Source organism: Paenibacillus whitsoniae (assembly GCF_003955665.1).
GTDB classification, from domain to species: Bacteria; Bacillota; Bacilli; order Paenibacillales; family NBRC-103111; genus Paenibacillus_E; species Paenibacillus_E whitsoniae.
On sequence record NZ_RXHU01000089.1, the window covers coordinates 1 to 26,562 of the forward strand.

At 53.5% G+C, this 26,562-nt stretch carries 18 protein-coding genes and 1 pseudogene; 3 read left to right on the top strand and 16 right to left on the bottom strand.

Going from position 1 to position 26,562, the window contains the following annotated elements:
* The 6 genes from EJQ19_RS26375 to EJQ19_RS26400 all read right to left on the bottom strand — a co-directional run.
* Positions 1–1,122, bottom strand: a 1,122-nt coding sequence (locus tag EJQ19_RS26375) for an FG-GAP-like repeat-containing protein (protein ID WP_126144218.1), incomplete at its 3' end; no start/stop codon positions are given.
* Positions 1,119–3,713, bottom strand: coding sequence for an exo-rhamnogalacturonan lyase family protein (locus tag EJQ19_RS26380; RefSeq protein WP_126144219.1), 2,595 nt, complete (start codon positions 3,711–3,713; stop codon positions 1,119–1,121). The genes EJQ19_RS26380 and EJQ19_RS26375, both read right to left, overlap by 4 nt.
* A 128-nt stretch (positions 3,714–3,841) precedes the next feature.
* Positions 3,842–6,181, bottom strand: a complete 2,340-nt coding sequence (locus EJQ19_RS26385; protein ID WP_126144220.1) for a helix-turn-helix domain-containing protein — start codon at positions 6,179–6,181, stop codon at positions 3,842–3,844.
* Between the two features lie 201 nt (positions 6,182–6,382).
* Positions 6,383–7,963, bottom strand: coding sequence for an extracellular solute-binding protein (locus EJQ19_RS26390; RefSeq protein WP_126144221.1), 1,581 nt, complete (start codon positions 7,961–7,963; stop codon positions 6,383–6,385).
* 47 nt (positions 7,964–8,010) lie between these two features.
* Positions 8,011–8,895 carry a carbohydrate ABC transporter permease gene (locus EJQ19_RS26395; RefSeq protein WP_126144222.1) on the bottom strand — a complete coding sequence of 295 codons (885 nt, stop codon included), beginning with the start codon at positions 8,893–8,895 and terminating at the stop codon, positions 8,011–8,013.
* Between the two features lie 27 nt (positions 8,896–8,922).
* A complete protein-coding gene (locus EJQ19_RS26400; protein WP_126144223.1) occupies positions 8,923–9,894 on the bottom strand; it encodes an ABC transporter permease in 972 nt (323 codons plus the stop codon).
* 291 nt (positions 9,895–10,185) lie between these two features.
* Between EJQ19_RS26400 and EJQ19_RS26405 the strand changes: the two genes are divergently transcribed.
* Positions 10,186–12,168, top strand: coding sequence for a beta-galactosidase (locus EJQ19_RS26405; protein WP_126144224.1), 1,983 nt, complete (start codon positions 10,186–10,188; stop codon positions 12,166–12,168).
* A gap of 131 nt (positions 12,169–12,299) precedes the next feature.
* A pseudogene (locus tag EJQ19_RS26410) lies at positions 12,300–13,106 on the top strand (DUF2935 domain-containing protein).
* On the opposite strand, the gene EJQ19_RS26415 reads toward EJQ19_RS26410, so the two are convergent.
* The gene (locus tag EJQ19_RS26415) at positions 13,090–14,232 is read right to left on the bottom strand and encodes a zinc-dependent alcohol dehydrogenase (RefSeq protein ID WP_126144225.1); all 1,143 of its coding nucleotides are present in this window, start codon (positions 14,230–14,232) and stop codon (positions 13,090–13,092) included. The pseudogene EJQ19_RS26410 and the gene EJQ19_RS26415 sit on opposite strands and share 17 nt — an antisense overlap.
* Before the next feature lie 209 nt (positions 14,233–14,441).
* On the opposite strand from EJQ19_RS26415, the gene EJQ19_RS26420 reads away from it, so the two are divergent.
* Positions 14,442–15,104 carry a DUF2306 domain-containing protein gene (locus EJQ19_RS26420; protein ID WP_126144226.1) on the top strand — a complete coding sequence of 221 codons (663 nt, stop codon included), beginning with the start codon at positions 14,442–14,444 and terminating at the stop codon, positions 15,102–15,104.
* Between the two features lie 349 nt (positions 15,105–15,453).
* On the opposite strand, the gene EJQ19_RS26430 is transcribed toward EJQ19_RS26420, so the two are convergent.
* The 9 genes from EJQ19_RS26430 to EJQ19_RS26470 form a co-directional block, all read right to left on the bottom strand.
* The gene (locus EJQ19_RS26430; RefSeq protein ID WP_126144227.1) at positions 15,454–15,726 is read right to left on the bottom strand and encodes a hypothetical protein; all 273 of its coding nucleotides are present in this window, start codon (positions 15,724–15,726) and stop codon (positions 15,454–15,456) included.
* Positions 15,727–15,835: 109 nt separating this feature from the next.
* The gene (locus EJQ19_RS26435) at positions 15,836–16,879 is read right to left on the bottom strand and encodes a glycoside hydrolase family 88/105 protein (protein WP_126144228.1); all 1,044 of its coding nucleotides are present in this window, start codon (positions 16,877–16,879) and stop codon (positions 15,836–15,838) included.
* Positions 16,880–16,906: 27 nt separating this feature from the next.
* Positions 16,907–17,749 carry a carbohydrate ABC transporter permease gene (locus tag EJQ19_RS26440; protein WP_126144229.1) on the bottom strand — a complete coding sequence of 281 codons (843 nt, stop codon included), beginning with the start codon at positions 17,747–17,749 and terminating at the stop codon, positions 16,907–16,909.
* 1 nt (position 17,750) lies between these two features.
* Positions 17,751–18,653: a carbohydrate ABC transporter permease gene (locus EJQ19_RS26445; protein WP_126144230.1), complete on the bottom strand. Its 903-nt coding sequence runs from the start codon at positions 18,651–18,653 to the stop codon at positions 17,751–17,753.
* 212 nt (positions 18,654–18,865) lie between these two features.
* Positions 18,866–20,188, bottom strand: coding sequence for an ABC transporter substrate-binding protein (locus EJQ19_RS26450; protein WP_126144231.1), 1,323 nt, complete (start codon positions 20,186–20,188; stop codon positions 18,866–18,868).
* Between the two features lie 103 nt (positions 20,189–20,291).
* The gene (locus EJQ19_RS26455; protein ID WP_126144232.1) at positions 20,292–21,857 is read right to left on the bottom strand and encodes a response regulator transcription factor; all 1,566 of its coding nucleotides are present in this window, start codon (positions 21,855–21,857) and stop codon (positions 20,292–20,294) included.
* The gene (locus EJQ19_RS26460) at positions 21,854–23,608 is read right to left on the bottom strand and encodes a sensor histidine kinase (protein WP_126144233.1); all 1,755 of its coding nucleotides are present in this window, start codon (positions 23,606–23,608) and stop codon (positions 21,854–21,856) included. Before EJQ19_RS26460 ends, EJQ19_RS26455 begins: the two co-directional genes overlap by 4 nt.
* Positions 23,609–23,792: 184 nt before the next feature.
* Positions 23,793–25,124, bottom strand: coding sequence for a (Fe-S)-binding protein (locus EJQ19_RS26465; protein ID WP_126144234.1), 1,332 nt, complete (start codon positions 25,122–25,124; stop codon positions 23,793–23,795).
* Entirely contained in the window at positions 25,117–26,532 is a 1,416-nt protein-coding gene (locus tag EJQ19_RS26470) for an FAD-binding oxidoreductase (RefSeq protein WP_126144235.1), read from the bottom strand. Before EJQ19_RS26470 ends, EJQ19_RS26465 begins: the two co-directional genes overlap by 8 nt.
* Between the last annotated feature and the right edge of the window lie 30 nt (positions 26,533–26,562).

Below are 26,562 nucleotides of genomic sequence, written 5' to 3' on the forward strand. Positions count from 1 at the left end.
GAGCACCTGCTCGAGCCCGCTGCCGACGAGGTCGGCATGCACGGCGTAGCCCTCGTGCGGGAAGCTCACGACCGGCTGACCCTCGCCGTCATACAGCGTCGGCAGCACGCCGCCGCCGCGCCGATAGGCGAGGATCAGGTCGGGCGCCCCTTCCGCCCAGCCGCGCAGCGGCTCAATAATCGTCAGCCAGCCGTCGGTCTGACGGTCTTCTTTCCATAGCTCGCGCCCCTCGCTATCGAGCAGGAAGAGCGCGTCCTTGCCCTTAAGGCCCTTGCCGTCGTCCTCGCGGACGAGCCGGTCGAGCCCGGCGACTTGCAAGCCCGGCTGCCCTGGCAAGAACCGTCCCAGCGCGATATGCTGGGACTCGATCGAGCCGGCGTACCGCCACAGCTCGTTCCCGCGGCAGTCGTACATGACGGTCACGCTGCCCCCGATGACGAGCTCGGCTTCGCCGTCGCCGTTCACGTCGCCGACCCAGATGCAGTCGGCGTGATCGTCCAGATCGCGGCAGCTCCACAGCTTCGTGCCGTCCTGGTCAAGCATGTCGTAGCCGGCCATGACTTCGTCGTAGCCGTCGCCGTCATAGTCATACACCCAGGGGTAATGCCCAGGGTTACCTTCATGCGTCCACAGCAGGTTGAAACTGCGGTCGAACGCCCACAGCTTATGATAGCGGTCTTTCAAAATCAAATCGCCCGCATAATCCGTCCCCGTCAGCTTCGCGACGATGATGCAGTCATGCGCATGTTCGTGCGGCAGCGCGTGCGACACTTTGACTTCACCATTCGCACCATTCAAAACCACCAACCGCCCGTCCATCACGCAAACGACCTCCAACTGCCCATCGCCGTCCATATCCGCGATTTGCGCCGGATAGTCCGAGCCGGGTTTCCCCGCCGCAAGACTCGGCTTGCCGGTCTGCCACAATTGGCGCCCATCCAAATCATACGCCGTCACGCACTGGACAAAGTGCGGAATGTACCGCACATCCTGCCGATCGTCCGGCTGCACGAGCACGACTTCCATGCGGCCGTCGCCATTGATGTCGCCAAGCAGCACCTTGCAGCGCGGCCCAGCGCCAGAAATATCGATAGCTCCTAAGCAATACGGTTCTTGTCTCATTTCACCACTTCCTCCTGAAGCTCCGCCCTATTCGGCAAGCTGTCCGCGATCAGTTCAAGCGCAATTACCGTATTCAGCGACCACTGCGCAGCCTCGTTCGTATTCATCCAATCGAATTCACGCAAAGGCTCGACATACATCACGTCTGCAGCCTCCTTCATCAGGTCCACTTTCGCAAACGGATTATCCCAAAGAATATCCCAACACAGCCGCGCCGTCTCCGCATCCTGCAGGTAATAGGCACCATACGCGGTAATCGCCGCACTCAGCACCGGATGCTCGAAGCGTTTCGTCGAAACCAGACCGCGCGTAAGCTCGTCTTTCTTCTCCTGCGGCTGGTTGTAGTACACGCCGAATTCGGCAAGCATGTCTTCCCACTCGGGGTCCTTCAGCATGCCCGCCAGTTCAAACCACACCTGCGGCCCGCCCATGCAAATCGCCAGATGGCGGCCCCAGTTATCGTCGCCCATCGGCGTCAGTACACCGGTCTTCGGATCGTAGCCGTACGTCGGCCCGGAAATTAAACGAAAATTCGCCCCTTTGATGCAGGCGAGGCCGGTTAGGATTTTATCCCGATACTGCGTATCCTCGTAGCGCTCCCAGCGCGTCATCCAGTTGGAGGAGAACGCCGCCCAGTCCGGACCCACCCGAATATGCGTCGGATGCTCATCCTTCGGAAAGTAGGCGCGCATCGGATCGAGATTGACCGTCGCATAATCGGAATCCTTTACTTCGTCCATTATATCGCCGATTCGCTCATCCGCCGTTAAATAGTAAAAATACCGATGAAGCCCCGCCATGCCGATGCGCGCTTCCTTGCAGCCGCAGCCCCAATGCATGACGTTGTGGCGGGATCCGAGCCCCGCGTATTCGCCGAAGTGGTAGACATCCACTTCACTCGTATGCCGCGTCATCGCTTCCGCCAAACGGAAGATATCGCCGCGCCCCGAGCGCAGGAACATCACCCATAACCACATGTTCGGCGCCAATTCCGTATTCTGCCAAGCGCAGCCTCCCAGATCATAGTTCCACACATGCCGCACGGGATCGTAGCTGTGCATGAAATCGCCATAATCCCAGAAGCCGTACCAACGCCGCTGCTCGACCTCCGCCAAATAAAAACCGATGATGCCGTCGAGCCGCTCCTCCAGCAGCGCCTTTGCCGGCGTGCTGCGATCCGGCAAGCTCCAGATGCCGAACGCGCCGGCATCATGATAATAGGACGGCTCGCATACGAGCAGCGATGGGGACTCCGTCTCCGCGCACATATGCCTTAGCGCCTCACTGTCCGGCGTACAATCCGTCGCCCACAGCAACAGCTCGGAGGTGTTGCCGATGCCGTAAGGCGTCGCGCGCAGCTCCTCGGCGCCTTCATAGGAAGACTCCACGTGCGTCTCCGTATCGTAATGCCGCAAGTCCATCGGCGCGCCGTCCGGCGACCACAGCCACACCGTGAACGACGCCTCCGGACTCGACGTGCCGTGCACCTCGAAGCCTGCAGGATGCTTCTGCCAGAAATTACGCAGACCGACGGCTAGTCCCCCGCCTTCGCCGCCAACATAGCCGAGCCCCCCTGCACGACGGCCTTCCGCCGCTTTGACCCAGGAACAGCCGGGTTTGGTGCGCTTTTGCACCAGATAGTGCTCGGAGGAGCCTTGCACCAGTTTGAAGCTGTCCCACGTCGCCGAATCATCCAGCAAGGACAGGAAGTAGGCATCTTCCGTAGGATCAAACGCCACACCCTCACCCTGCGTCTGCCGCTCAAACAACTCGCGATACTTCCCTTTCGTCCGGCGTGTATGCAGCGTCTTCGGCGATTCGCTGAACATGCCTTCGTCCCCGGCAAAACGGACGTGGCGATTGAAGTGCGGCCCGCGCATCGGCACCGTGAAGCGTAGCCCCAGCCCGCGAATAAAATCCGTATGCGGATTACCGTCATAGAAGAAGGTGTGCACCAGACGAATCGTATCCAGACCTGCATACACATACAGCCGCAGCGTAAAAGGAAGCCATTCCCGCGAGCTGCTCACAGCCCGCAGCCGGCCGTCGACTTTAACCGTCGCCCGCACCGGTCCGCGCTGTTCAACGACCGCTCGCACAATGCGGCTTTCATAAGCCGCTTCCCTCACCATCCGAACGCCGAACGCTTCGCTGGCCTCCTCTTGCAGGCAAACGAGCTCGCCGCCGCTGCACATGTCTACGCCATTACGCATCACCGCGCGGATCACTTGTTTGCCCCGCTTGCCAATGACGAGCATAATAGCCCCGGTATCGAGTGTAATCGCATCCTCGGATTCTTGCACGGCAATACCATCCGTGCTGCCCGTTGCGCCTCCTGCCGCCAGCGTCAAACCATCCGGTCCCTGCGGCACAACCGCCGCATGCGCGGACCATTTTACACTGCCGTCCGGCCAAAAGGCCGTCGGCCAGCTTTGCACCGGGATGTCCTCCATCCCAGCCGGACCACCTGTCAAACGAAATGTCTCCTCACGCATGACTTCCCCTTCGCGCCAAGGTACGCCCCAAGTAAGACCTACGGGCCGTGCCGCCTTTTCATTCAACCAACGCAGTTGCACATCTGTTCCCCGCATTCAGCCATCATCTCCCTGCAAAGTTTAGCCTCATTGTAGGGAGTCGCCGCTTTACCGGCAAGGGGACATTCTTGCGCGCGCCGCTGGCGGCATTTGCACTTTTTAGCCCCATTTATACTTTTCCGAAATCAGTTCGTCCGGCTTAGCTCACGGTAACGGGACGGCGTCATGCCCTCCAGTTTTTTAAAAATGCGATTAAAATACGTATGCTGATAACCCACATGATCCGCGACATCGTTAATTTTCATTTCGGATTCGCGCAACAGCTCCTTCGCCTTATCCATGCGCAGCTCCGTCAAATAATCGATAAAGTTTTTGCCCGTCACCTGCTTGAACGCTTTGCTGAGGAAAAACGGCGACGTGCCCGTATGATCCGCGCAATTATCCAGCGATATATCGGTTCTGTAATTTTGCTGCAAGTAGATCATCGTCTGTTCAATAATGCGCTTCACATGCGCGTCCGAACGCCCGGATAGCTCTGTCAAAAACGGCGTCACGACCTTCTGCTGAAACCAGCTCACCATTCTCGTCCCCTCTCTGATCTGGGAAAGCTGCTCGTACAGGTTCGCTCCTTTAAACAAGCGGCTCGGGTTGATGCCCGACACCATAATCGCTTGCTGAACGTTGCCTAACAGCTGCAGCATCCCTTGCTGCACGTCAATCTCTTTGGCGCCATGGCACGATAAGGCATCGAGGAAAGCAAGCAACGACGCACTCGCTTCGCCCTCCCTTCCGGTTCGCAAAGCCTGAATCAATTCTCTTTCAATGGCAAAAGGGTATTGAAACTCGCCTGCATCTTCGCCCTGGGCAAGATCCGTTTCCAAATCGATAATTTGATTGCTATTTTCAAAATTGCGGTACGACACCGCCTGCTTCGCCCGCTCAAACGCGAGCGGAATCTCGCCGATGCGCGTCGCAGGACGGGAAATCGCCATCGTCACCCGCAGTTTCAGAATCGAGTTGATCGATTGCTTCACCTCTTCGCTAAACGCCTGACAAGCCTCCTGAACCGATTGCTGCTGGGGCAATACCAGCAAAACAGCCGCGGTCAAATCATGAAAGTTCAAAATGTCACTCTGCTCAAAGTATTGAGAAGCCAGCTCCCCGATCATATTCACCGCTGCGAACGTGACGAGCCCTTCTTCGCCGCTGCGAAAATTCACTTCCTCGCTGGCAATCCCGATAAGCTGCACATAAATGACGACGAACTGTTTTTCTTTGACCTCCCATTTGAATTGCTCCATCCGCCGGTGCAGATCCTCTTCGGAGTAGGAATTCAAGTAGCCCAGCATCAGCTGATGCAGGAAGCTTTCCTTCACATGCGGCAGCTGCTCGATCAGCTTCGTATTGAGCTCGAGGCTTTCGTTATGCAGATGTCGCCATTGCGTTTCGATCAAGGAGAACTCGTCGCCTTGACCACTGACCACCGCAGGGCCGCCGAGCAGATTGACAAGCCGTTTTACAGGCAAGTAAATGCGTCGGGATGCCAGCCAGGCCAGCGCTGCGGCAAGAAGCAGAATAATCAGGGAAATCGTAATAATCAATTTCGAAATAAACACGACCGGCGACGTAATATTCGAAATCGGGGAAGCGGAGACGTAGGTCCAATCTTCGGCAATCCGCGACAGACTGCCGTACGATACCGTGTACGTCACATTTTTCCATTCGATAACAAACGAAGCTTTCGGCTTGTGCAGCGAAGCAAGCTTCTCCCGCAGCGCATGGACAAACGGTGAATTCAGCGCATTGCCGCTGGACGAGACAAACAATTCGCCGTTCCCTTGGATGAGGAACGTTTCCCCTTCATCGTAAGGTGTCAGCATACTCAGCAGGCTGGCCACCTTCTGGCTGTCAAATCGAAACACCAGCACGCCGAACGGTTTCAAGCTGCCGCCAGGTACCTGGTGAACGAGTGCCAATTCCTTATTTTCCGGATGCGCAGTGTCGAAAGACCACTGCGTCCAGTAGGTCGTATTTTTATCCCGAATGAGCGGCTCATACAGGGCTGTCGCGAGCTTGGCATCGATCGAGTTGAATTCCGGATTGAACAGTACCGACTGCGTTCCGCCGACATACAGTTCTGCTCGCTTAACCATCGCGTTGGAGCCTTGCATGGCGATCAGCGTGCGCGTAATATCCTGCGTGCGTTCAAAATTTCTAATAAAATCAAGACTGCCCAAACTGTAATCAAACTTGGTGTCAAACGCCCAATGCGAAAGCAGCAGCTCCAGATTGCCCAATTGATCGTCGACTTGTTCGGAGCGCTGCTCGATTTGACGATTATGCAGCTGCAGCAGCTCGCTTTCCACACGTCCACCGGCGATCCAATATACCGTAGCGCCCATGATCAGCCCCGGAATCCCGGAAACGATAAAAATCGTGATTAAGCTTTTGCGATAAAAGCGGCCCTGTGCTCCGATCAATCGGCCCAATCGTTTGACAAGTCCTTGTCTTACTGCATTCAGCATGCGCTCACCAACCATTCGAAAATATTGTACAAGCGTAGCCCCTAGGGCGTGTCCGGAGCATTCAGACATCCCCTCACCTTTGAGCGTATACCGGATCATCCCTGGCGTGAAGTGAATATACCGAGCATTTCTGCTACTTTTCCGACTTTTCCCGCGCCGGATGAGGAAAAGAGCCGCGATCAGGGCGCGGCTCTACGTTGATTACTTTTTAACTGCAGCATACAGGTCGTTCATTTCTTTCACCAGGTCGTCGCCACCGGATTTTTTCCATGTGTCGAAGGCGGCTTTCAAGCCGGCTTCATCCGTTTGACCGACAATGAATTTAATGCGGGCATCGTTGATAATGTTATCCAGTTGTTGGCCTTTTTGCGAATAAACCGTGGAAATGAATGGCTCAGCCGGATTTGCCACAACATATTGCTCCGCTTCTTTCTGGATTTTCGTCGTTTGCAGACGCAATGGCGTTTGTTTGACTTTAAGGCCTGTATCTTCCGGAATGAAAGGCAGCATTTGGTTCAGCCCTTCCACTTCGGACTCCAGCAGCGCGGTGTCTTTGCTTGGCACAACGGCGTCGCCATCTTTCGTGTAGTGCTTGCCTTCAATACCGTAGCCGGCAAGCGTCGTCAGATCGGGCTCATTCATTTGATCCAGGAACTTAAGGACGCGCTTCAGCTCGGCTTCCGTTTTCACGGTGGACTTGGAAATTGCCAAAATACCAGCGAAGCCCGAAGTCGGCAGTGCTTTCATGCCGTTTTTGCCCGTAACCCCGATTAAGTTATCCACATAGTGTATGTTGGGATTATCTTTGCCGTCTTTGGCGAGCGCAGCATGAATCTTGTCATCCAGTCGAGCTGCATTATCCGTAACGTCTACGATCACGCCAGCCTGGTTGTTAACGACCGGATCGTTCCATTTGGCGGAGTCGAATACGGCGAAGTCCTGGTTAATCAGTTTCTCGTCATACAGTTTCTTCATGAACTTGAGCGCTTCCATGTACTCGGCTGTTTGATGTTCCGGCACCAGCTTGCCGTCAACTACGCCCCATTTGTTCGGTGCGCCGAACCACAGCTTGATAATGTCGAAGCCGCTCGCCCATTGCCCTGTCCATTTGACCAATACCATACCATACGTATCGTCTTTACCGTTTTTGTCCGGATCTTTCTCTTTAAACGCTTTCAACATGTTGTAGAAATCGTCGATCGTTTTCGGCGGCTGCATGCCGACCGCATCCAGCCAATCTTTGCGGTAGTTGATGCCGTTCCGGCCGAGTGCACGGCCGCGGTATACCCCATAGTTTTTGCCGTCGATGGAGGAGTTGTTCATGATAACCGGGTTCGCTTTGCTCAGGTTCGGATAGTCCTTGAGGTACGGACCTACTTCCCAGAACGCACCGGATTTGGCGGCATTGACAAAGCTCGGATTTTTCACGTCGCCGACGTAGATGATGGATGGCAGCTTGCCGGAAGCCAGCGTAATATTGAATTTATCGGTGTAGGAAGAGTTCGGCACCCATTCCAGATGAATTTTCGTATTTGTCTTTTTATCGATTTCGGTGGTGACAGGGCCGTCGTCTTTCGGATAGTTCGTTTTGAAAATCGGCAGCATGATGCTGAGATCAAGCGGTGCCAGGTTCTGCGCTGCGGCCGTCGCCGTCGCTTGGCCGGTTGCCGCTGCGCCAGGCGAAGCGGATGATTCTTTGTCGCTCCCGCACCCCGTTACGGTAGTAAGGACGACCGTGCCTACGGCTGCTGCGGCTACCCATTTTTTCGAATTCTTTTTCATATGTTCATGCCTCCCCAGTAAAATATACTACGCTTTATCAGAAACCGTCAGCCTTTCACGGAACCGATCAAAACCCCTTTGGCAAAATGCTTTTGCAGGAACGGATAGACCAGCAAAATCGGAATGGTGCCGACCACGATCACGGCCATTTTAATCGACTGCTCCGGCGGCTGAACGAAGTTCGGGTCCATCGAATTGATGTCGCCCGCTGCGGATTGCGAGAGCAGGACAATCTGCCTGAGCAGCACTTGCAGCGGCCATTTCGAAGGATCGTTAATGTAGAGAAGCGCAGAGAAGAAGTTGTTCCAATGACCGACTGCGTAAAATAAGGTGAATGTCGCGAGCACCGGCATAGATAGCGGAAGTACGATACGCCACAAAAGACCGAGCTCCGTACAGCCGTCCATTTTGGCCGCTTCCTCCAGCTCCGGTGGGAGTTCCTGGAAAAAGTTCTTCACAATGATCAGATTGAAAGCTGAAATTGCGCCTGGAATCATGAGCGCCCAGTACGTGTCCAGCATATGAAGCGAACGAATGACCAGATAGGTCGGAATCAGACCGCCGCCGAACAGCATGGAGAAAATAATCAGATTCAGCACCGTATTGCGCCCCATCAGGGTACGTTTGGACAACGCATACGCCATCGTAACCGTAAAAAACAAGTTGACGAGCGTGCCGACAATCATCACGTACAGCGATACGCCGATACTATGGATAATCGTATCCGTCGAAAAAATAAATTTATACGCGGCTAAGGTAAACGTCTCCGGGATTAAAAACACCGCCCGCTGCGTCAGCTCCGCATCCGAGGCGAAGGAGCCTGCCACCACGTAGATAAACGGCAAAACCGCTACCACGCCGATAATACCCAAGATGAGATAATTCAAGATATCAAAAATCGTACCAGGGATTGTTCGATAGTGCCTCCCCATGTGCCTCGCCTCCTCTCCTTGTTGAAATTAATAGATCCCTGATTGTCCGAAGCGTTTGGCCGTCCAGTTGGCACCGAGCACGAGAATAACGCCGACAACGGCTTTGAATAGCCCGACTGCCGTACTGTAACTGAACGCCCCTTGTGTAATCCCCATCATATAAACGTAAGTGTCGAAAACTTCGGCGACCTCGCGATTCAGCGGATTGCGCATGAGGAAGATTTGTTCGAATCCGTTATCCAGCACGTCGCCCATGCGTAAAATAAGCAAAATGATAATCGTGCTGCGAATAGAAGGCAGCGTAATGTGCCAGAGCTGGCGAAAGCGATTCGCTCCGTCCATAATGGCCGCCTCATACTGCTGAGAATCGACGCCGGCCAGCGCCGCCAGGAAGATGATCGTGCCGAAGCCGCACTCTTTCCACATCGTCTGCAGAATAATCATCGGGCGGAACCAGTCGGGACTGGCCAGAAAATCGATTTTATGGCCGATGTACTTTTGAAGCATCTCGTTGATCAGCCCGCCTTCGGTCGTCAGGAAGACATACGTCAAGCTGGCCACGATGACAAGCGAGATAAAATGCGGCACATAGATGAGCGTTTGAATCGTTCTTTTATAGAAGCTAACCCGAATTTCATTGAGCAGCAGCGCGAGAAGGATCGGCGCCGGAAAATAAAAGATCAGATTGTAGAACGAAAGCAAAAGCGTATTGCGCAGCAGCATGAAAAATTCGGGATTGTCAAAAAACACACGAAAGTGCTCGAAGCCGACCCAATCGCTTTTCCAAAAGCCTAGAAAGGGCTGATAGTTCTTAAAGGCCAGCAGCACCCCCCACATGGGCACATATTTGAAGATAAGGAAGTACAGAAGCCCCGGCGTCAAAAGTACATAAAGCCATTTGTCTTTTCTCAGCCTGCCCCAGATGGCGGATTTGCGTGCGCCTTGTGCCCGTGACGTCTGAATGAATTCCCCTTTACGAGAAGCCGCTGCCTCTTTCATGCGTGTCACCTCCACCTTTTCTTATAGCATTTTCGTATAGCATTCGCTCTTGAGGGAGCGGGTATAGCCTTATTATGCACGGACAGCAATTTGCCGCCTATCAGACATTTTTGAAACCCCTTCCAAATCGAGGTCGGACAAGCTTTTCAAAAAAGTGCAAACTCGCTAAAAGAGTTGAAACCGCCTTCATTCTGCGGCAAAAAAGTATTATTGTCCCGGGGAGCAAATACTCCTATAGTAGAAAACATATAGACAATTCCTTTATAAATTGAAGAAAAGTGAGTGACTACAATGGGAAACAAGCTTTACCATGGCGCGGCCTGGTATCCTGAACTTTGGGAACCAGCCGTACTGGAGCAGGATATTGAACAGATGAAGCAAGCGGGCATCAACGTTGTCCGTATCGGCGAATTCGCCTGGTCGGCGATGGAGCCGACGGAAGGCGCTATTTCTTTGGACTTTTTTGTTAACGTGATTCAGCAATTGAGCGCGAGCGGTATCGAAACCGTCATGTGCACGCCGACCCCGACGCCGCCGATCTGGTTCACGCACGGCCATCCGGAGCGGATGTATGTGAACGAACAGATGCAAGTAATGGGTCACGGCTCCAGGCAGCATGCCTGCACGAACAATGCGGTGTTTCGCGAGAAAGCGGCGATCATCACCGAAGCGATCGCTAAAGCGATCGGGCCTTTGGCGAGCGTCATCGGCTGGCAGATCGACAACGAGTTCAAGGCCCATGTTGCGGAATGCCGCTGTCAGACGTGTCTGCATCTCTGGCATGAATGGCTGGCAGAGCGCTATGGCACAGTGGACAAGCTCAATGAAGCGTGGGGCGCAGACATTTGGAGTGAGCGCTACCTCAGCTTTGACCAGGTGCCGCAGCCGAATCCGGCGCCGTTCCTGCACAATTCGTCGCTCAGCACGATGTATCAGTTGTTCTCTTATGAGAAAATCGCCGAGTTCTGCGACGAGCAGGCGAAGATTATCCGTAAATATTCCGATGCGCCAATTACCCACAATAGCTCTGTCGCGTTTCATGTGGATAACGAGCGCTTGTTCCGCGATCTCGACTTCGCCTCGTTCGATACGTATGCCACGTGGGATAACTATCCGAACTACCTATTAAATAACGACCTGTGGCGGAATTTCAAACAAGGCCGCGACTTCTGGATTATGGAGACAAGCCCTTCTCATGCCGCTTCGCTGGAAAGCTACGCCAAGCCGCATCCGAACGGCTATCTGCGCGCCGAAGCTGTCGCCGCCTACGCGCTTGGCGCAGAAGCGTTCTGCTACTGGCTGTGGCGCCAGCAGCGCGCCGGTTGCGAGCAGCCGCACGGCTCCGTGCTCTCTACGTGGGGCAAGCCGACGGTCGGCTTCGCGAACGTGCTGGAAGTGGCCGAAGCCCGGGCGGCCATCGAGCCTGCCATGCTGTCCACGCGCCCGCGGCAGGCCGAAGTGGCGATGACGTACTCGGATCGCGCGAAGGCGTTCCTCAAGACGGAGCCGCACCAGAAGCTTAATCACCGCGCGTTGGTGACCGATTTCTACGAGCGTATCCTGCACACCGGCCTACACCGCGATGTGCTCCCGGAAGGCTCATCGCTTGACGGCTACAAGCTGCTGCTCACCCCGTTCCTTCCGCACATTTCCGCGGAATTTCTGGAGCGGGCCATCGCCTTCGTCGAACGCGGCGGCGTATGGGTCGTGGGCCCGCTGTCCGGCGGCCGCACGGAAGAGCATACGCTGCACACGGATGCGGCCCTCGGCCGCCTGGAGCAGCTCGCAGGCGCCGAGACCGTGTACACGTTCCCGATGGACGGAACGGGCTCGATCGGCCGCGCCTTCGGCGCAGCGGAGCCGCTCTCGCTGTGGAGCGCCGTCTTCGCGCCGCAGGACGGCGCCGTGGCGGTCGGCACCGTCGAGGGCGGGCTGACGCCGGGGTTGGCGTTCTTGACCGAGAAGACACACGGTCAAGGCAAAATCGTGCTGCTCGGCGCCATGCCGGCGGGCGAGCAGCTTTTGTCAGCCCTCATCGTGCACTATGCCGATGAGGCGGGCGTGACGGTCCGCACGGACGTCACGAAGGGCACAATCGTCGCGCCGCGCACGGGTGAGGACGGCGACGTGTGGGTCGTCGTCAACATGGACGGCGCCGGCGGCCGTGTGACCTTGCCCGCAGCCGGGCGCGACGCGGTGACTGGCGAAGCGGTAGCCGCGGGCGTGCTGAAAGTGGCACGATATGCATACAAAGTGATTCGCTTTGAGAAATAAGACGAAGGGTGTCCTGTGAAGGACACCCTTTTATTGTTTTTTCTGCATTAAGGCCGCGCTTGCTAACATATATCGTCACCCGACTTATTATACTGATTACGAACGATATCTGGGTGAGGAGTGTGTCTGCCTTGACAACTGAATTTGTTGCGCGGTCTTTGGATGAGGTGCGATTCTGGTCGCGAATTATGAAAGAGCATTCCCTGTTTCTAAAGCTGGGTTTTCGCTGCGAGGATACCCAGCTCATTCAGGAGGCGAATCAGTACTACCATATATTCGAAGGGATCGAGGCACGGGCATAAGCCTATACGCAAGCAACGGATCCTGAAACCATCCGCAGAATGAATATCGAAGCCCACCATGCGGCGGTACACATATGGGCTTTCAAACGCAAGGTGCTCGGTCTCATCATCTCTTGCCAACTGCCAGGCGCCAACAACTTTCCGCTGCTGGTCGACCATACGAGCCGTGAGGCCAACTACTTCCGCAACAGGCTGGAAGAATTGAATGCCGGGAAGCTGGAGCCGCTGCACGATGCGATCATCGATGAGAACGTGTTTTTCCTGCGCATTATGGCGGACCACGCCAAATTCATCGGCCATTTGCTTGATCCTTCGGAGCGGCAATTAGTGGAGCAAGCGCGCAATTTCAGCCATGATTTCGATCAATTGCTGTATCAAGCGCTCGATTTGAGCAGCATGCGCCCGCAATCCCAAACTGGGCCGCTGCTCGATCAATTCCTCGACCAGAACCGGGTATCCGTCGCTTCGCTGCGGGATTTTAAAAAAACTGCCCGCGACCTCATCGAAGCGTGCAAGATCAAAAGCATCATTCATCCGCTGCTGGCGGACCATGTTTTCCGGGAGGCGGAACGCTTCCTGTGCCTGATTGATATGTTTGAGGCCAGCCTGACCGGCAGCACTACGGCTTCAAAATGATTTTGAGCGCATCGTCTTCCTTTTTATTGAAAATCTGATAGGCATGCTCCGCCTCGTCCAAGCGAACGCGGTGCGAAATGATGTCCGTCGGGTCGAAGACGCCTTCCTTGATCTGGCGGTACAAGTCCGGCATATAATGGATGACCGGCGCTTGGCCCAGCTTCACGGTAATATTCCGTGCAAATAAATCGCCGAACGGGAAGGCGTTATAATTCATGCCATACACCCCGGTTACTTGGATCGTGCCGCCTTTGCGCACGAGCTTCGTCGCCATGCGGAACGCCCCGAGACCGCCGCCCTGCAGCTTGAGCATCGTCTCTACTTTTTCCAACAGCGTTTTCTCCGAATCCAGCCCCACCGCGTCAATCACAACATCCGCCCCGCCGCCGGTCAGTTCGGCAAGATGCCCCAAGAGATCGTCCTGCTTTTTAAAATTGAACGTCTCCACCTTGTTCGTCCGCTTCGCATGCTCCAAACGGTACTCGATATGATCGATGGCGATGACGCGCTTGGCACCCTTGAGCCAGGCAAATTTTTGCGCGAGTAGACCGACTGGCCCACATCCGAGGATGATCACCGTGTCGCCGGCTTTCACCCCGGCATTATCGATGCTCCAGTATGCGGTCGGTACAATATCAGACAAAAACAGGATCTTCTCATCCTCCAGCTCCGCATCCTCCGGCACCTTGAAAGGAACAAAGTTGCCATACGGCACGCGCAGCAGTTCGGCCTGCCCGCCGGCGTAACCGCCGTACGTTTCGGAGTAGCCTAAATAACCTCCGGTATCGCCATGCAGATAGTCGTTCGCATTGTCGCATTGGCTCTCTAATTGATGCGCACAGTACCAGCATTGGCCGCAGGCGACATTGAAGGGGACAATGACACGATCTCCTTTTTTCACCTTGGTTACGTCTTTGCCGACCTCCTCGACAATGCCCATCGGTTCATGGCCGATAATAAAATTATCCGGCATGTTAGGAATTTCTCCATTGAACAGGTGCAAATCAGAACCGCAGATCGTCGTGCTTGTCACTCGAATAACAATATCATCGGGCTTTTCAATTCGGGCGTCCGGCATATCCTTGACTTTTACATTTCGGATGCCTTGGTAAGTAACGGCTTTCATATCTTCACACTCCTAATCTGGCTAGCATGTCTAATTTGTCCTACGCCCCTGCCGCCTATTCTGGCTTGCGCGATTTTAGAAAGATTTAAGAAATCGTTGAGATCCCGTTGAGAATCGGCATGTACAATGGCAATGTTAGCTATTGCTGACAGAGGAACGAAGTGTCACGCCGCTTGCTGCTCCTCTACGCTCAAATTGACGGAGGCTCTATGAATAGAAAACTTACCCTTACCGCTGTCTGTATCATCCTCGCCGTCGCAGCTGTCGCCATCTTTCCTTATTTGTCGCTGAATCCCGACAGCAGCCGGACTTCGCTCACGCCGAACTTCCCCCTGCATTATCCCCTGCTAGTGCTTCATATTGCGACAGCGCTTCTGGCGCTGCTAAGCGGATTAGTGCAATTAAGTGCGCACTATCGTGCCAAATACCCGAAGCGGCATCGCGTGCTGGGCCGTGTCTATGTCATCAGCATTTTCATCAGCGGATTGCTCGGATTGGTACTCGCCTTTTATGCCGAAACCTATACCAAGGCGCTCGCCTTTCTGGCACTCAGCCTGCTGTGGCTGTGGACAACCTGGCAAGGCTACCGCTACGCGGTGCGGGGCAATCTCGTACAGCATCGCCGTTGGATGGTGCGCAGCTACGCGATAACGCTCGTCGCGATCACCGCACGGCTAGTCGTACCGTTGTGTATCTTGTTCTACCTGATCTTCCACGGCTTCCACTTGCCGGAAGGCGGAAGAGAGCGCATGGTTGCGGAGATTTTAAACGTGAATATCTGGCTGGGGCTGTTGATTAACGTGATTATTGTGGAGTGGGGGTTCGTGCATCGATCCGGGGATATCTACGATAGGAAGTCAGACGGGAAGTAGTCACTTCTGTTAGTCATAATGATATAATATGGTTAGAATAATGTCATTTAGAAAGGGGTTGTACAGTATGCATATTAGACCCTCTACAACAATACGCCAGGATTACAATGGCTTTTCAAAATTTTTCCATGAGCTTGATGAGCCAGTGGTTCTAACTCGAAACGGGGAAGCTGATTTGGTCGTTATGAGTTATGAGTTATGAGGCGTACCGACGAATGGAGGCTCGCGTCAAACTGCAATCTAAACTTCTAGTCGCAGAAAAACAGATTGCTGAAGGTGCCGAATTACTTGACCATGATCAAGTCATGGAGAGAATGCGGAGGAAGATTAATGCCGCAAAAGAATAAGATCAAATATACACCTGCAGCTGTTGAAGATATTGATACGGAATCGCCAAAATCTTCGGACGAAGCATCAAGCCTGCAAAAAAGCAGGAATTATCCCCTTTCCCTCCCTGTTTCGCTGAAATTCCTGCAAAAGCGCAGGCATTTCGGATGAGCCCCCCGTTGTTGAGCCAGTTTGGCCGAAAAAACTGTCTTTTTGCAGGCATTTGGCGATAAACGCCATTTTCGTGGAAAAAGCCTGCCTTTTTGCAGGAAAGATCCTGAAATTTCCTGATCACTTCGGCAAGTACCTCCGCAGCCAACCATGCCGCTGTGCACCACTTCTCCCCTCGACTCGCCAAACAAAAAAGAAGCCCCACTCAGCCGAAATCCGAGTGGAGCTTCTATTTAACAACCGTTGCCGAACAGGTTTTTCCGCGAGTTCAGCACTTCTGCCAAGAACGTGAGCGCCAGCCCTTGGCCCCAGCCCTGGATGCGCTTGTCCGGCACGCCTTTGTAGCCGGCGGCGTCGTCCATGACCGCTGTGCCGGCCGATACGCCGGTCACAAAACCTTCCGGCGTGATCTTCGCCAGGATACCGTCGATCGCTTTTTGCGTGTACTTGTTGTACAGGCGTCCTCTGGTGAGCAGCGCCGCGGCGATACCGGCGGAGCCTGACGTTTCCAGCGGAGCGGATGGATCGTCCAGCACCGTGTGCCACAGGCCGGACTCGTCCTGCAAGCGGACGAGTGTGCTCAGTTGATCGCGGAGCGATCCGTCGATGATCATAAAGGACGGGTGCGTCACCGGGATGAGCACAAGCGCTCTCGCCATCGTGAGCGCTGCCCACGAGTTGCCGCGAGCCCAGTAGATCGAGGACATGTTGTGTCCTTTGATGTTATCCCAACCATGATAGTATAGATTGGTCACCGGATTTTGCAGCACATTTTCATGACCGTGGTATTGCCTTAAGCCGTCTGCGAAATACGCATCATTGCCTGTCAGTTTGCCGACACGGAGCAGGAAGTAGCCAGCCATAAACATCGTGTCTACCCATGCCTGCTCCGGGAAGTTGTAAGATTCGGAATTGACGGTATGCTGGAGAATGCCATCTCCGAAGCGCTCTGCTTCATGAGTCAGAAACTCAGCCATCTCCTTCACGATGCTCAGGTACTTCTCGTCCTTCGTCACTTCATAGAGCGTAATCAACGCATGCCCGATGGACACCGCATTGACGGACAATTTCGGCAAGCCGTCCTCAATGTTTTCATCCACCCACGCTTGCAGCTTCGTTAAATATTCCATGTTGCCTGTAGCAGCGTACGCCTCACACACACCGTAGAACGCAACGCCGCCCGGCCAGTCCCAGCTGAAATCCATTTGAAACGTGCGTTCAACAACACGGTCGATCACCGCGCGCAAATTGTTTTCATCAAATACTAACTTTGGCATATCTTCGTTTTCCTCCTCCATGTTACCTTATCCTTTCAAGCCGCTTGTGCTGATACCTTCCACGATATACCGTTGGAAAATGAAGAACACGACAACGATCGGAACAAGCGATGCAGATGCCATGGCGAACATGCCGCCCCAGTTGTTCACGGACTCGCCGTCGAGGAACAATTTCAACGCCAGCGATACAGGGTACAGACTCGGTTTATTCAAGTAAAGCAGCGGGTTAATAAAGTCTTCCCATCTCCAGTAGAAGGAGAAAATCGTTGAAGTAATGAGCGCCGGTACGATCAGCGGAACCAGGATCCGGAAAAAAATGCTGTACTTGCTGCAGCCGTCCATCTTCGCCGCTTCATCCAGTTCAATCGGGATCGTCCGAATAAACTGCATAATGAGGAAGATAAAGAACGGAATCGAGAAAAACTGTGGCACGATAATCGGTAGAAATGAACCTACCCAGCCCAACTTGGTGAACAGGACGTATTGCGGAATAATCGTGACATCATGCGGCAGCATCATCGTGAGCATCATGCAGCCAAACCAGAATTTGCTTCCGAAAAACGGGATGCGCCCGAACGCATAAGCGACGAGAGCCGAACTGGTGACGGCACCGATCGTGGACAGGATCACAATGTAGAAGGAGTTCAGAAAGAATTTGCCGAACGAATTGCCAGCGAAGCCTCTCCAGCCCGTTTGAAAATTCTCCCACGCAATCCGGCTTGGAATCAAGCTGTACGCCGTTGAAAAGATCTCATTATTCGGCTTGAGCGAGCTGACAAGGAGCCAAATAATCGGATACATCATCACAATCGATAGCACGATTAAAAGGAGATGATAACCAAAGCGTTTGTAGTTATTGGAGTAGGCCATGTTATTTCTCTCCTTTATTTTCGTAGTAAACCCAGTATTTCGACGTTTGGAAAATAACCAGTGCGATCACGCCGACCATAATGAGCATCACCCACGCCATCGCGGAAGCATAACCCATTTCGTAGAATTGGAACGCTCTGCGGTACAGGTAAAGTGAGTAGAGCAATGTATTATCCAGCGGTCCGCCCTCGCCGCGAGAAATGATGTACGCTGGCGTAAAAGTCATGAACGCGGAGATCGTTTGCATGATCAAGTTGAACAGGATAATTGGGCTGAGCAGTGGAAGCGTAATTTTGAAGAACTGGCGAACCTTACCTGCGCCGTCAACGCTTGCGGCTTCATAGTACGAAGCTGGAATGTTTTTCAGACCCGCCAGGAAAATAAGCATCGAAGAACCGAACTGCCAAACAGACAACGCGATGAGCGTCCAAAGCGCCGTCGACGGGTTGCCGATCCAGGACGTATCGGTGTGAATCCCGATGACTGCGAGCGCGGAGTTCAGCAAGCCTTTGTCGCCGAACACTTGCGTCCACATGATGGAAACCGCTACGCTCCCCCCGATGAGGGAAGGCAGGTAAAACGAGGAGCGATAGACGCCAATGCCGGAAACAGCTTTATTCAGCAGCATCGCAACCATCAGCGCGAAAGCAAGTCTGAGCGGCACGCTGGCAAATACATAGGTGAACGTGACACTAACGGATTTCCAGTACTTATCGTCCCCGGTAAACATTTTGTGATAGTTGTCAAAGCCGATAAAATTCGGAGCATCAAACAGGTTGTAGTCCGTAAACGAATAGAAGAGCGATGAAATAATGGGATACAGCGTAAAAATCAGAAAACCCAGAATGAAAGGGGAAGCAAATACGTACCCCACCAGGTTGTCGTTATAACGCAGCTTGTTCATTGGTGCTCAACCCCTTACAATGGAATGTCTGAAGGACGAAGCTGCGCTTCCTCTCTTCTCTATGTTTTTATTATAAAAGAGTTGCCTAGCGGCCAGAAGGAAAAAAACCGTTGTGTTTGTATAAATAACAGAGGTCTGAAACGCCACTGCAGCGCGGTTTTTTCGCATGAAAAAGCCCCCGCAACGAAATGTCGCGAGGGCTCCAACTTCACTTATTTTTTGTTTTTAGCCAAAATAGCATTCGCATCTTTGCGGAATTTAGCCGCTGCTTCTTCAACCGTCAGCTTTTTGTACAGAATTTGCTCAACCGTATCTTTGAGCAATTTCTCTACTTCCACGGAACCGATTGGGCTCGGAGGATCCATTGGGGAAGCGTTTTTCTCAGCCCATGCCACGTACTCAAATACTTTCTTTTGTTCAGGAGTGAGCAGCGGCATCAAAGCTTCTTTGACTTTGGAGGAGACCGGTACGCCGCGCTCGCCCATGATGATTTTGTTGGCGTCGATGTCGTTGATCAAGAAGTTCACGAATTTTGCTGCTTCTTCTTTGTTTTTGGAGTTCTTGGACACAGACCAGAACATACTTGGTTTCAGGAACAACGCTTTGTTTTGGCTCCAGTTAGGAACTGGAAGAAGGTCAAGCGAACGTTTAGCTGCAGCATTTAATGCAATGAACTGGTTGGACCAACCGTTGGTGGACATTGCAGCGCCGAGCACCGTATCGTCGTCTTCCGGGGTGCCTTTCTTCTGAGCCGCTTTGTCCAGCGGCAGCAAATAGCCCGCATCATACCATTTTTTGTACATCGTGTAGTAGTCGATAAACGGCTTGTCATCAGAGTAACCCAGTTGTGTGCCGTCCGCTGCGTAGAACTTCTGACCGACGCCTCTCAGATAGAATGGGAAGTATACATCATCTCGAAGACTGCCTGTCAGCATCTTGCCTTTGGATTTCAGCGTCGCGCCAATCGCATCCCAATCTGCAAATGTCCAATCTTGCTTAGGCGTAATGCCAGCATCTTTCAACATTTGCGGGTCAACCGTTGCCGCCAAAGCATTGGAGCCTGCGTTCATCGCAACGAGTTTGCCGTCTACTTTACCACCGGACAGACTGTTCTCGGAAATATCTTTCACATTCAGTACGCCGCTTGTTGTAAACGGTGTCAAATCTTCCAGTTGACCTTTAGAGCCGTATTGTGTCAAATAAGAAATATCCATCTGGAACACGTCAGGCAGTCCGTTCGCCGCAGCTTGCGGAGCGAGCTTTTTCCAGTAGTCGTCAAACGCCGCATACTCGGATTCGATTTTCACATTCGGATTTTTTTGTTGGTACAGCTCGATCAATTTCAAGGTGTAATCGTGACGTGCTTGTCCGCCCCACCATGCGACTCGCAGGGTTACCGGTTTATTGGACGCTGCAGCCGTAGCTGCCGCGGACGCGCTTGGCGCAGTCGTGGAACCCGTGTCTTTATTTCCTCCTGAAGAACATCCCGCTAACAGTAGTGCAGCCGATAGAACAGTGAACATCGCTTTTTTCATCTGTGTATCCTCCCCTTAATGGTGATCATCTGCTGTTGTCTTGCTTATCCTTATTATCGCGGGGAAAGGACAAAAGGAGAATCCAAAATACAGACGTGATTGTTTAATTTCCAGAGGTATCTGAAGATTTCATGAATTCGGACGGGGTTGAACCGCGATATTTTTTAAATACTTGACTAAAGTACTGCGGATTATCCCCGAAGCCGAGCCGCTCCGCCAGCTCGAATATTTTGATGTCGTCTTCTTGCATGATGAGTTCCGTTGCCTTGTCGATTCGCGCTTTCATAACGTAATTGGAAAACTTCTCGCCTGTTTCTTTTTTAAATAATTTCCCCAGGTAATCGGCGTTCATGTACAGCATCTCGCCTGCCACCCAGTTCAGGGAGAGCTCGGAATTGCCCAGTTGATCGTGAATAATATCGATGACTTTGCGGACAATCGCGCTGATTTTGACTTTATTTTGCGCATAAGACTTTTCAACCATCGCATGGACGACCGTTTCGAGGAATGACTGGATTGCCTGCAGCGAGTTCATTTCGACGATAAGCGGAATTTTGGCCACGTAGTGGTTCATCTCATCCGGCGCACACTGCCGCACCAGCGACACGTATTGCTGAATGACGTACGACTTGGACACCTCGATCGTGAGCTGCGCCTCCTTCAGAGAGCAGATCAGATCGGCTAAAGCTTCCTCCGCCTGCTCGCGATTCCCGGATTTAACGCTCATATTGAGCCGTTCCTCGTCGAACACAAGCTCCTTCACCTGCCCGCCAACCAGTGACAGATCCGTGTCCTTGCGGGTAATCAAGCTGCCTTCGCCCAAATAAAAGCGATAGTTCAGCAACTGCAGCGCTTCTTTATACAGCGTTCTCGCTTTCGTAATATGCCCGGGCTCACTTAACGAGATCGTGGCGTCCATTTTGTAATATTTTTGAAAAATGTCCCGTGTCGCATAGATGCGCTCCTGCAGTTCCTCGGGCTGCCCTGTATCTTCCAGCACAATCAGCACGTGATTGCCGATCGTTGTGCCGAGCAGCGGATTGTCGAGCATTTCCTGGGCAATGTTTCGAATCGCGAATAAATGCTCATACTCGTATTTGCCCTCGAGTTGAAACAGCAGCAGCCGAATGCGGTAATCCGGGTCCAACCGGAACAGGCTGCGAAAATATTCCCAGTCCTGCTCGCCATACGTTTTGTTCGTCACGAATTCTTTGAGGAACTGCTCCTTCACATGCGGCATGACTTTGGCCAACTCCGCTTTCATATTTTGCACAAACGATTCTTCCTTCGCCGTCTGCGCCAGCTCCTCCATAATCTCGCGGAGCGCTTCCTCAATCTTGGCTTCATTCGTCGGTTTCAGCAAGTAATGACGGACGCCGTACTGCATCGCCTTGCTTGCGTAATCGAACTCCCCGAAGCCCGACAGCAGCACAAAACGAATATGCGGATGCGACCCGCTCACGCGGGCAACCAGTTCCAGCCCGTCCATCCCCGGCATGCGAATGTCGCTGATCACAATGTGCGGCGCCAACTCCTGGATCTTCTCGTAAGCTTCCACGCCGTTGCGTGCCGTTCCGACCAATTCCGTCCCCAGCGCTGCCCAATCGACCAACCGTGAAATGCCGTCCAAAATAATGCGCTCGTCGTCTACCAGCATCACTTTAATCATGAAATTGCCTCCCCTTCACCAGGCAGTCGCAAAACGATGATTGCGCCTTCCGTTCTATTGTCGTCTATCTGTATGCCGTACATATCGCCAAAAGCGAGCTTGATGCGGTCATCGATATTGAGCAGACCGATTCCTTTGCCTTTGGTGCGAATCTCGCCGTTGCGCAGCCTATCCAGAATGCCCGGCGGCATCCCCGGCCCCGTATCCTCCACCGAGAGGAACACATTCCCTTCCGTCCTCCAGCCGCGAATCGTAATCCGGCAAGGATCGATAATCGTCTCCAACGCATAATGAATTGCATTTTCCATCAGCGGCTGCAGCGTCAATTTGGGAATCGGGCAAGCGAGCATTGCCTCGGGCACCTCCAGCTCAAACTGCAAGCGGTCCTCGAAACGCATTTTCTGAATCGTCACGTAGCTTTGGACGATGTCCAGCTCTTCGCGCAGCGGAATAATCGGTTCTTTCAGATCAATAGAATTGCGGAGCAGATGAGCAAGCGCTTCCACCATAGCGGAAATTTCCGACTGCTTGTTCACTTTCGCCATCCAGTTGATCGATTCCAGCGTGTTATACAGAAAATGTGGATTAATCTGCGATTGCAGCGCCTTGAATTCCGTTTCTTTGATCAACAGGCGATTAGTGTAGTTCTCCTGAATCAGCGTGTTGATGCGCTCAATCATAAAACGGAAGCTGCGCTGCAGCAGTCCGATTTCATTCATGCTGACCTGCCCGCCGGACGCAAGCAGATTCGCTTCCTCGAAGTTCCCTTTTTCCGCCAGCTTCATGCGGGCCATCAGCTCTTCGATCGGCTTCGTGAGACTGTAAGAGAAGCGGATGCCAATCGCAAATACGACGATGAAAATGCCGATAAACACAAAAACGACTAATTCTTTTATAAACAGAATGCGATCAAAAATTTGCTTGAACGGCGTGACGTTAATGTACGTCCATCCGCTGTTCGCCGATTGAATGCGGGTAATAAAATATTCTTCGCCGTTTATTTCCTTATTGGTGTATCCTTTTCCGTCGGTAAACGCAGCTTCAATCTCGCTAAGGGAGAAAGGCTGGGCACGCGGGAAAATGATGCTGTTGCCCGACGCGATGATCAGATCGCCCTCCGCAGGAGCGAGGTCCTGAATAATTTTCTCGATATTGATACGGATTTCCAGTGTCCCCAGATAAGAAAGATCAAAGTTCGAGCTGTGGAAAGACCGAATTTCTCGCGTCAAAATGAGCGCAGCGTCCACGGCGTCCGGAAACATCCATCTGCTTTCGCCCGTTCCCTCCGCCGCCTTGTCAAGAATGCTCTTGCGTTTATTCGGGTCTTGGCTGATCATATTGCCGCCGGCGTACTCGCTGCCAAAGGCATCAATCAGTTGGATCGAGTAGAGATGCGGCTCTTCACCCGCGTAAGAAATCAACTTGTCGGTCAACAATTGACTAAGCAAATGCTTGTCGTAATCGGATGGATTTGCCTTGAGCGCGTTAAGCCAATTCTGTACTTGATCTTCGCTCATCAGTCGGAAAGACAATTGCTGAATGCGCTTTAGCTCCGTTTCAATCGCCTTGGAGGACAAATTCAAGACGCGGGACGATTTGTCATAAATTTGTCCGTCATAGATCGAGAACGCATATTGCTGGAGCGCAATCGTAAAGGACAGCGAAACGGCGATAATCAACGTGATCAAAATAGAAAGCTTTGTCCGAATTCTCATGTGAAGAAATGTCTGAAAAAGAGTTCGTAGCCTCATCGTGCGCGCTCTCCCTGCTATCGATAGGTGTGGCCCCGATCTGTCAGTCGGTGCAATTGTTTTGATTCACTATTATGCACCCGCCGCGGTCGGCGGTCAACGTCTTTTCATTGGGAGGCCTCTGCATCAACACAAGAAAGAGCCTCGCGCATGTACTCGCGAGGCTTGGAAGATTCTACGCAGTTTAGTGTGTGCTCTGGGCCAACCGTTCATGCAGGAAATCCGCGATGTGCACGGCTTCCATCTTGCCCTGCTGCCCGTGCTTGGCGATGCCCAGCTTCATTTGCAGCAGGCAGCCCGGGTTGCTCGTTACGAGATAACGGGCGTTCGTGGCATTGGCATTCGTCATTTTCTTCTCGAGCAGTTGACCGGCCATTTCCGGCTGCGTGAGGTTGTAAATGCCCGCCGAGCCGCAGCAGGAGCCCGCGTCTTTCATTTCGATGAAGGAGCAAGAGCTTGCCGAGTTGAGGAGCTGCCGCGGTGCCGAGCCCCCCTTCATAACGTTGCGCAGATGGCAGGAATCCTGGTACGTGACGCTGACTTCCGGCTGCGAACCAGCTTCGGCAAATGGAAGCTTATGACCGCGCTCCACGAGGATCGCGCTTAAATCTTTGACCCGCTTCGCGAACCAAGCGGATGATTCTTTCCATGCTGGTTCATCATGCAGCAGATGATCGTACTCCATCAGAATCGCGCCGCAACCGCCGGCGTTCGAGACGATGTAATCGACGCCCGCCGCTTGGAACGCCTCGATGTTGCGCTTCGCGAGTTCTTTCGCCTGCGACGTCTCGCCGCTGTGCGCGTGCAGTGCGCCGCAGCAATTTTGCGCCTCCGGAATGACGACATCAAAGCCGGCTTCGGAGAGCAGTTCCACCGTGTGCACGTTCGTCTGCGTGAACAAAACATCCATCAGGCAACCGCGAAACATGCCGACGGTGCCGACTTTCGCGCCTTTTGCCGGTACAAACGAGCCCAGGCGCTCAATGACACCTTTGCCTGAAGCTTCCGGCAAAATCGCTTCCATCTCGGCCATATGGGCTGGGAACATTTTCATGAGGCCTGTTCCTTGCGCCAGCTTTTGCAAGCCGGATTGCTGGTAAAAGCGCAGACTGTAGCCCAGTAGCTTCATACGCTTCTGCGATGGGAACAACTGCTTGAAGACGAGGCTGCGGATCGGCTTGATCCACCAGCGGTGCTGCGTCGTATGCTCCTCGATCGCGTCCCGCGTCTGTTCGATGAGATGTCCGTATTTGACGTCCGCTGGACAAGCAGGCTCACAGGCGCGGCAGCCGAGACAGTGGTACATCTGGTCTTCAAAGCCTGCCCCCGGCTCAAGGACGCCGTCCACCGCCGCTTTCATCAGCGCAAGACGACCCCGCGGAGACTCGGCTTCCACGCCGGTCTCCTTGAACGTCGGACAGTGCGGTAGACAGAAACCGCAGCGCATACAGTTCGTCAGCTCTTCGTAATCCAGCTTGAGCCGCAAGGATTCTTGCAGTTGTGCTGCACTAGCCATGTTGAACCACCACCCTGCGTCTGGATTCTTTGGCGAACAGCTTGCCTGGGTTCAAGATATGATGCGGATCGAACGCATCCTTGATGCCTTTCATCAGCTGGATGCCTGCGGATCCGACTTTCCACTCCAGGAACGGCGCTTTCACAACGCCGACTCCATGCTCCCCGGTAATCGTGCCGCCAAAAGAGATCGCCGCTTCAAAAATTTCCTCGAACGCCTTCTCGACCCGTTCGATTTCTTCGTGATCGCGCGCATCCGTCGTCGCAGTCGGATGCAAATTGCCGTCTCCGGCATGGCCGAACGTGCAGATTGTGACGTTGTACTTCTCCGCAATGCGGTTGATGGCCATGACCATATCCGCGATGCGAGAGCGCGGCACTGTCGCGTCTTCCAGAATCGTCGTCGGACGCAGCCGCGCGAGCGCAGTCAGCGCGCTGCGTCGCGCTGTAAGCAGCTTGAGCGCTTCTTCCTGTGTGCTCGCGATGGAAACGGACGCTGCGCCTTCCGATTCGCAAATATCGCTGATGCGCGCAATGTCGCGCTCGACGGCTTCCTGATCGCCGTCCTGCTCGATCAGAAGGATCGCCGCCATATCGAGCGGCAGTCCCAGCTTCGCAAAGTCGTTCACGACGCGAATCGTCGGATTGTCCATAATTTCCAGCGTTGCGGGGATAATGCGGTTTTCAATGATTTTGGACACGGTGCTTGCTGCGCCTTGGATGTCCTTGTACATCGCCAGCATCGTCTTCTTATAAACCGGAGGCGGAATCAGCTTAAGCGTAGCCTCTGTAATGACCGCAAGCGTACCCTCCGAGCCGATCAGCAGCTTCGTCAAGTCGTAGCCGGCCACGTCCTTCATCAGCTTGCCGCCCGTGCGCAAGATTTCGCCGTTCGCCAGTACCGCCTCCAGCCCGATGACGTAATCTTTGGTCGTGCCGTATTTGAGACCGCGCAAGCCGCCCGAGCATTCGGCAATGTTGCCGCCGATGGTCGAAATCGCCATAGAGCTCGGGTCCGGCGGATAAAATAAGCCGATCGCTTCAATTTGCTCGATGAATTGCTTCGTAATCAGCCCAGGCTGAACCGTCGCCGTCAAGTTCTGGCGGTCGATTTCAAGAATCTGGTTCATGCGGTGCATAACCATGACGATGCCACCTTGCAGCGGAACGGTTCCCCCGCACAGGTTCGTTCCGGAGCCGCGGCTCACGAGCGGAATACGGTACTCCGAGAGCACTTTCATAATGGCTGACACTTCCGCCGTCGTCGCCGGATAAATGACGCCGTCTGGCAAGCTTTGCAGCATCGGCGTGCCGTCGTAGGAATGCGTGACCAGCGTTTCCTGGTCCGTTTTAAAATAAGCCGGGCCCACAATGGCCTGCAGCTTCTGAATGATCTGTGTATCGAGCATGCGACTCGCTCCCCCAATCTATGATTCACG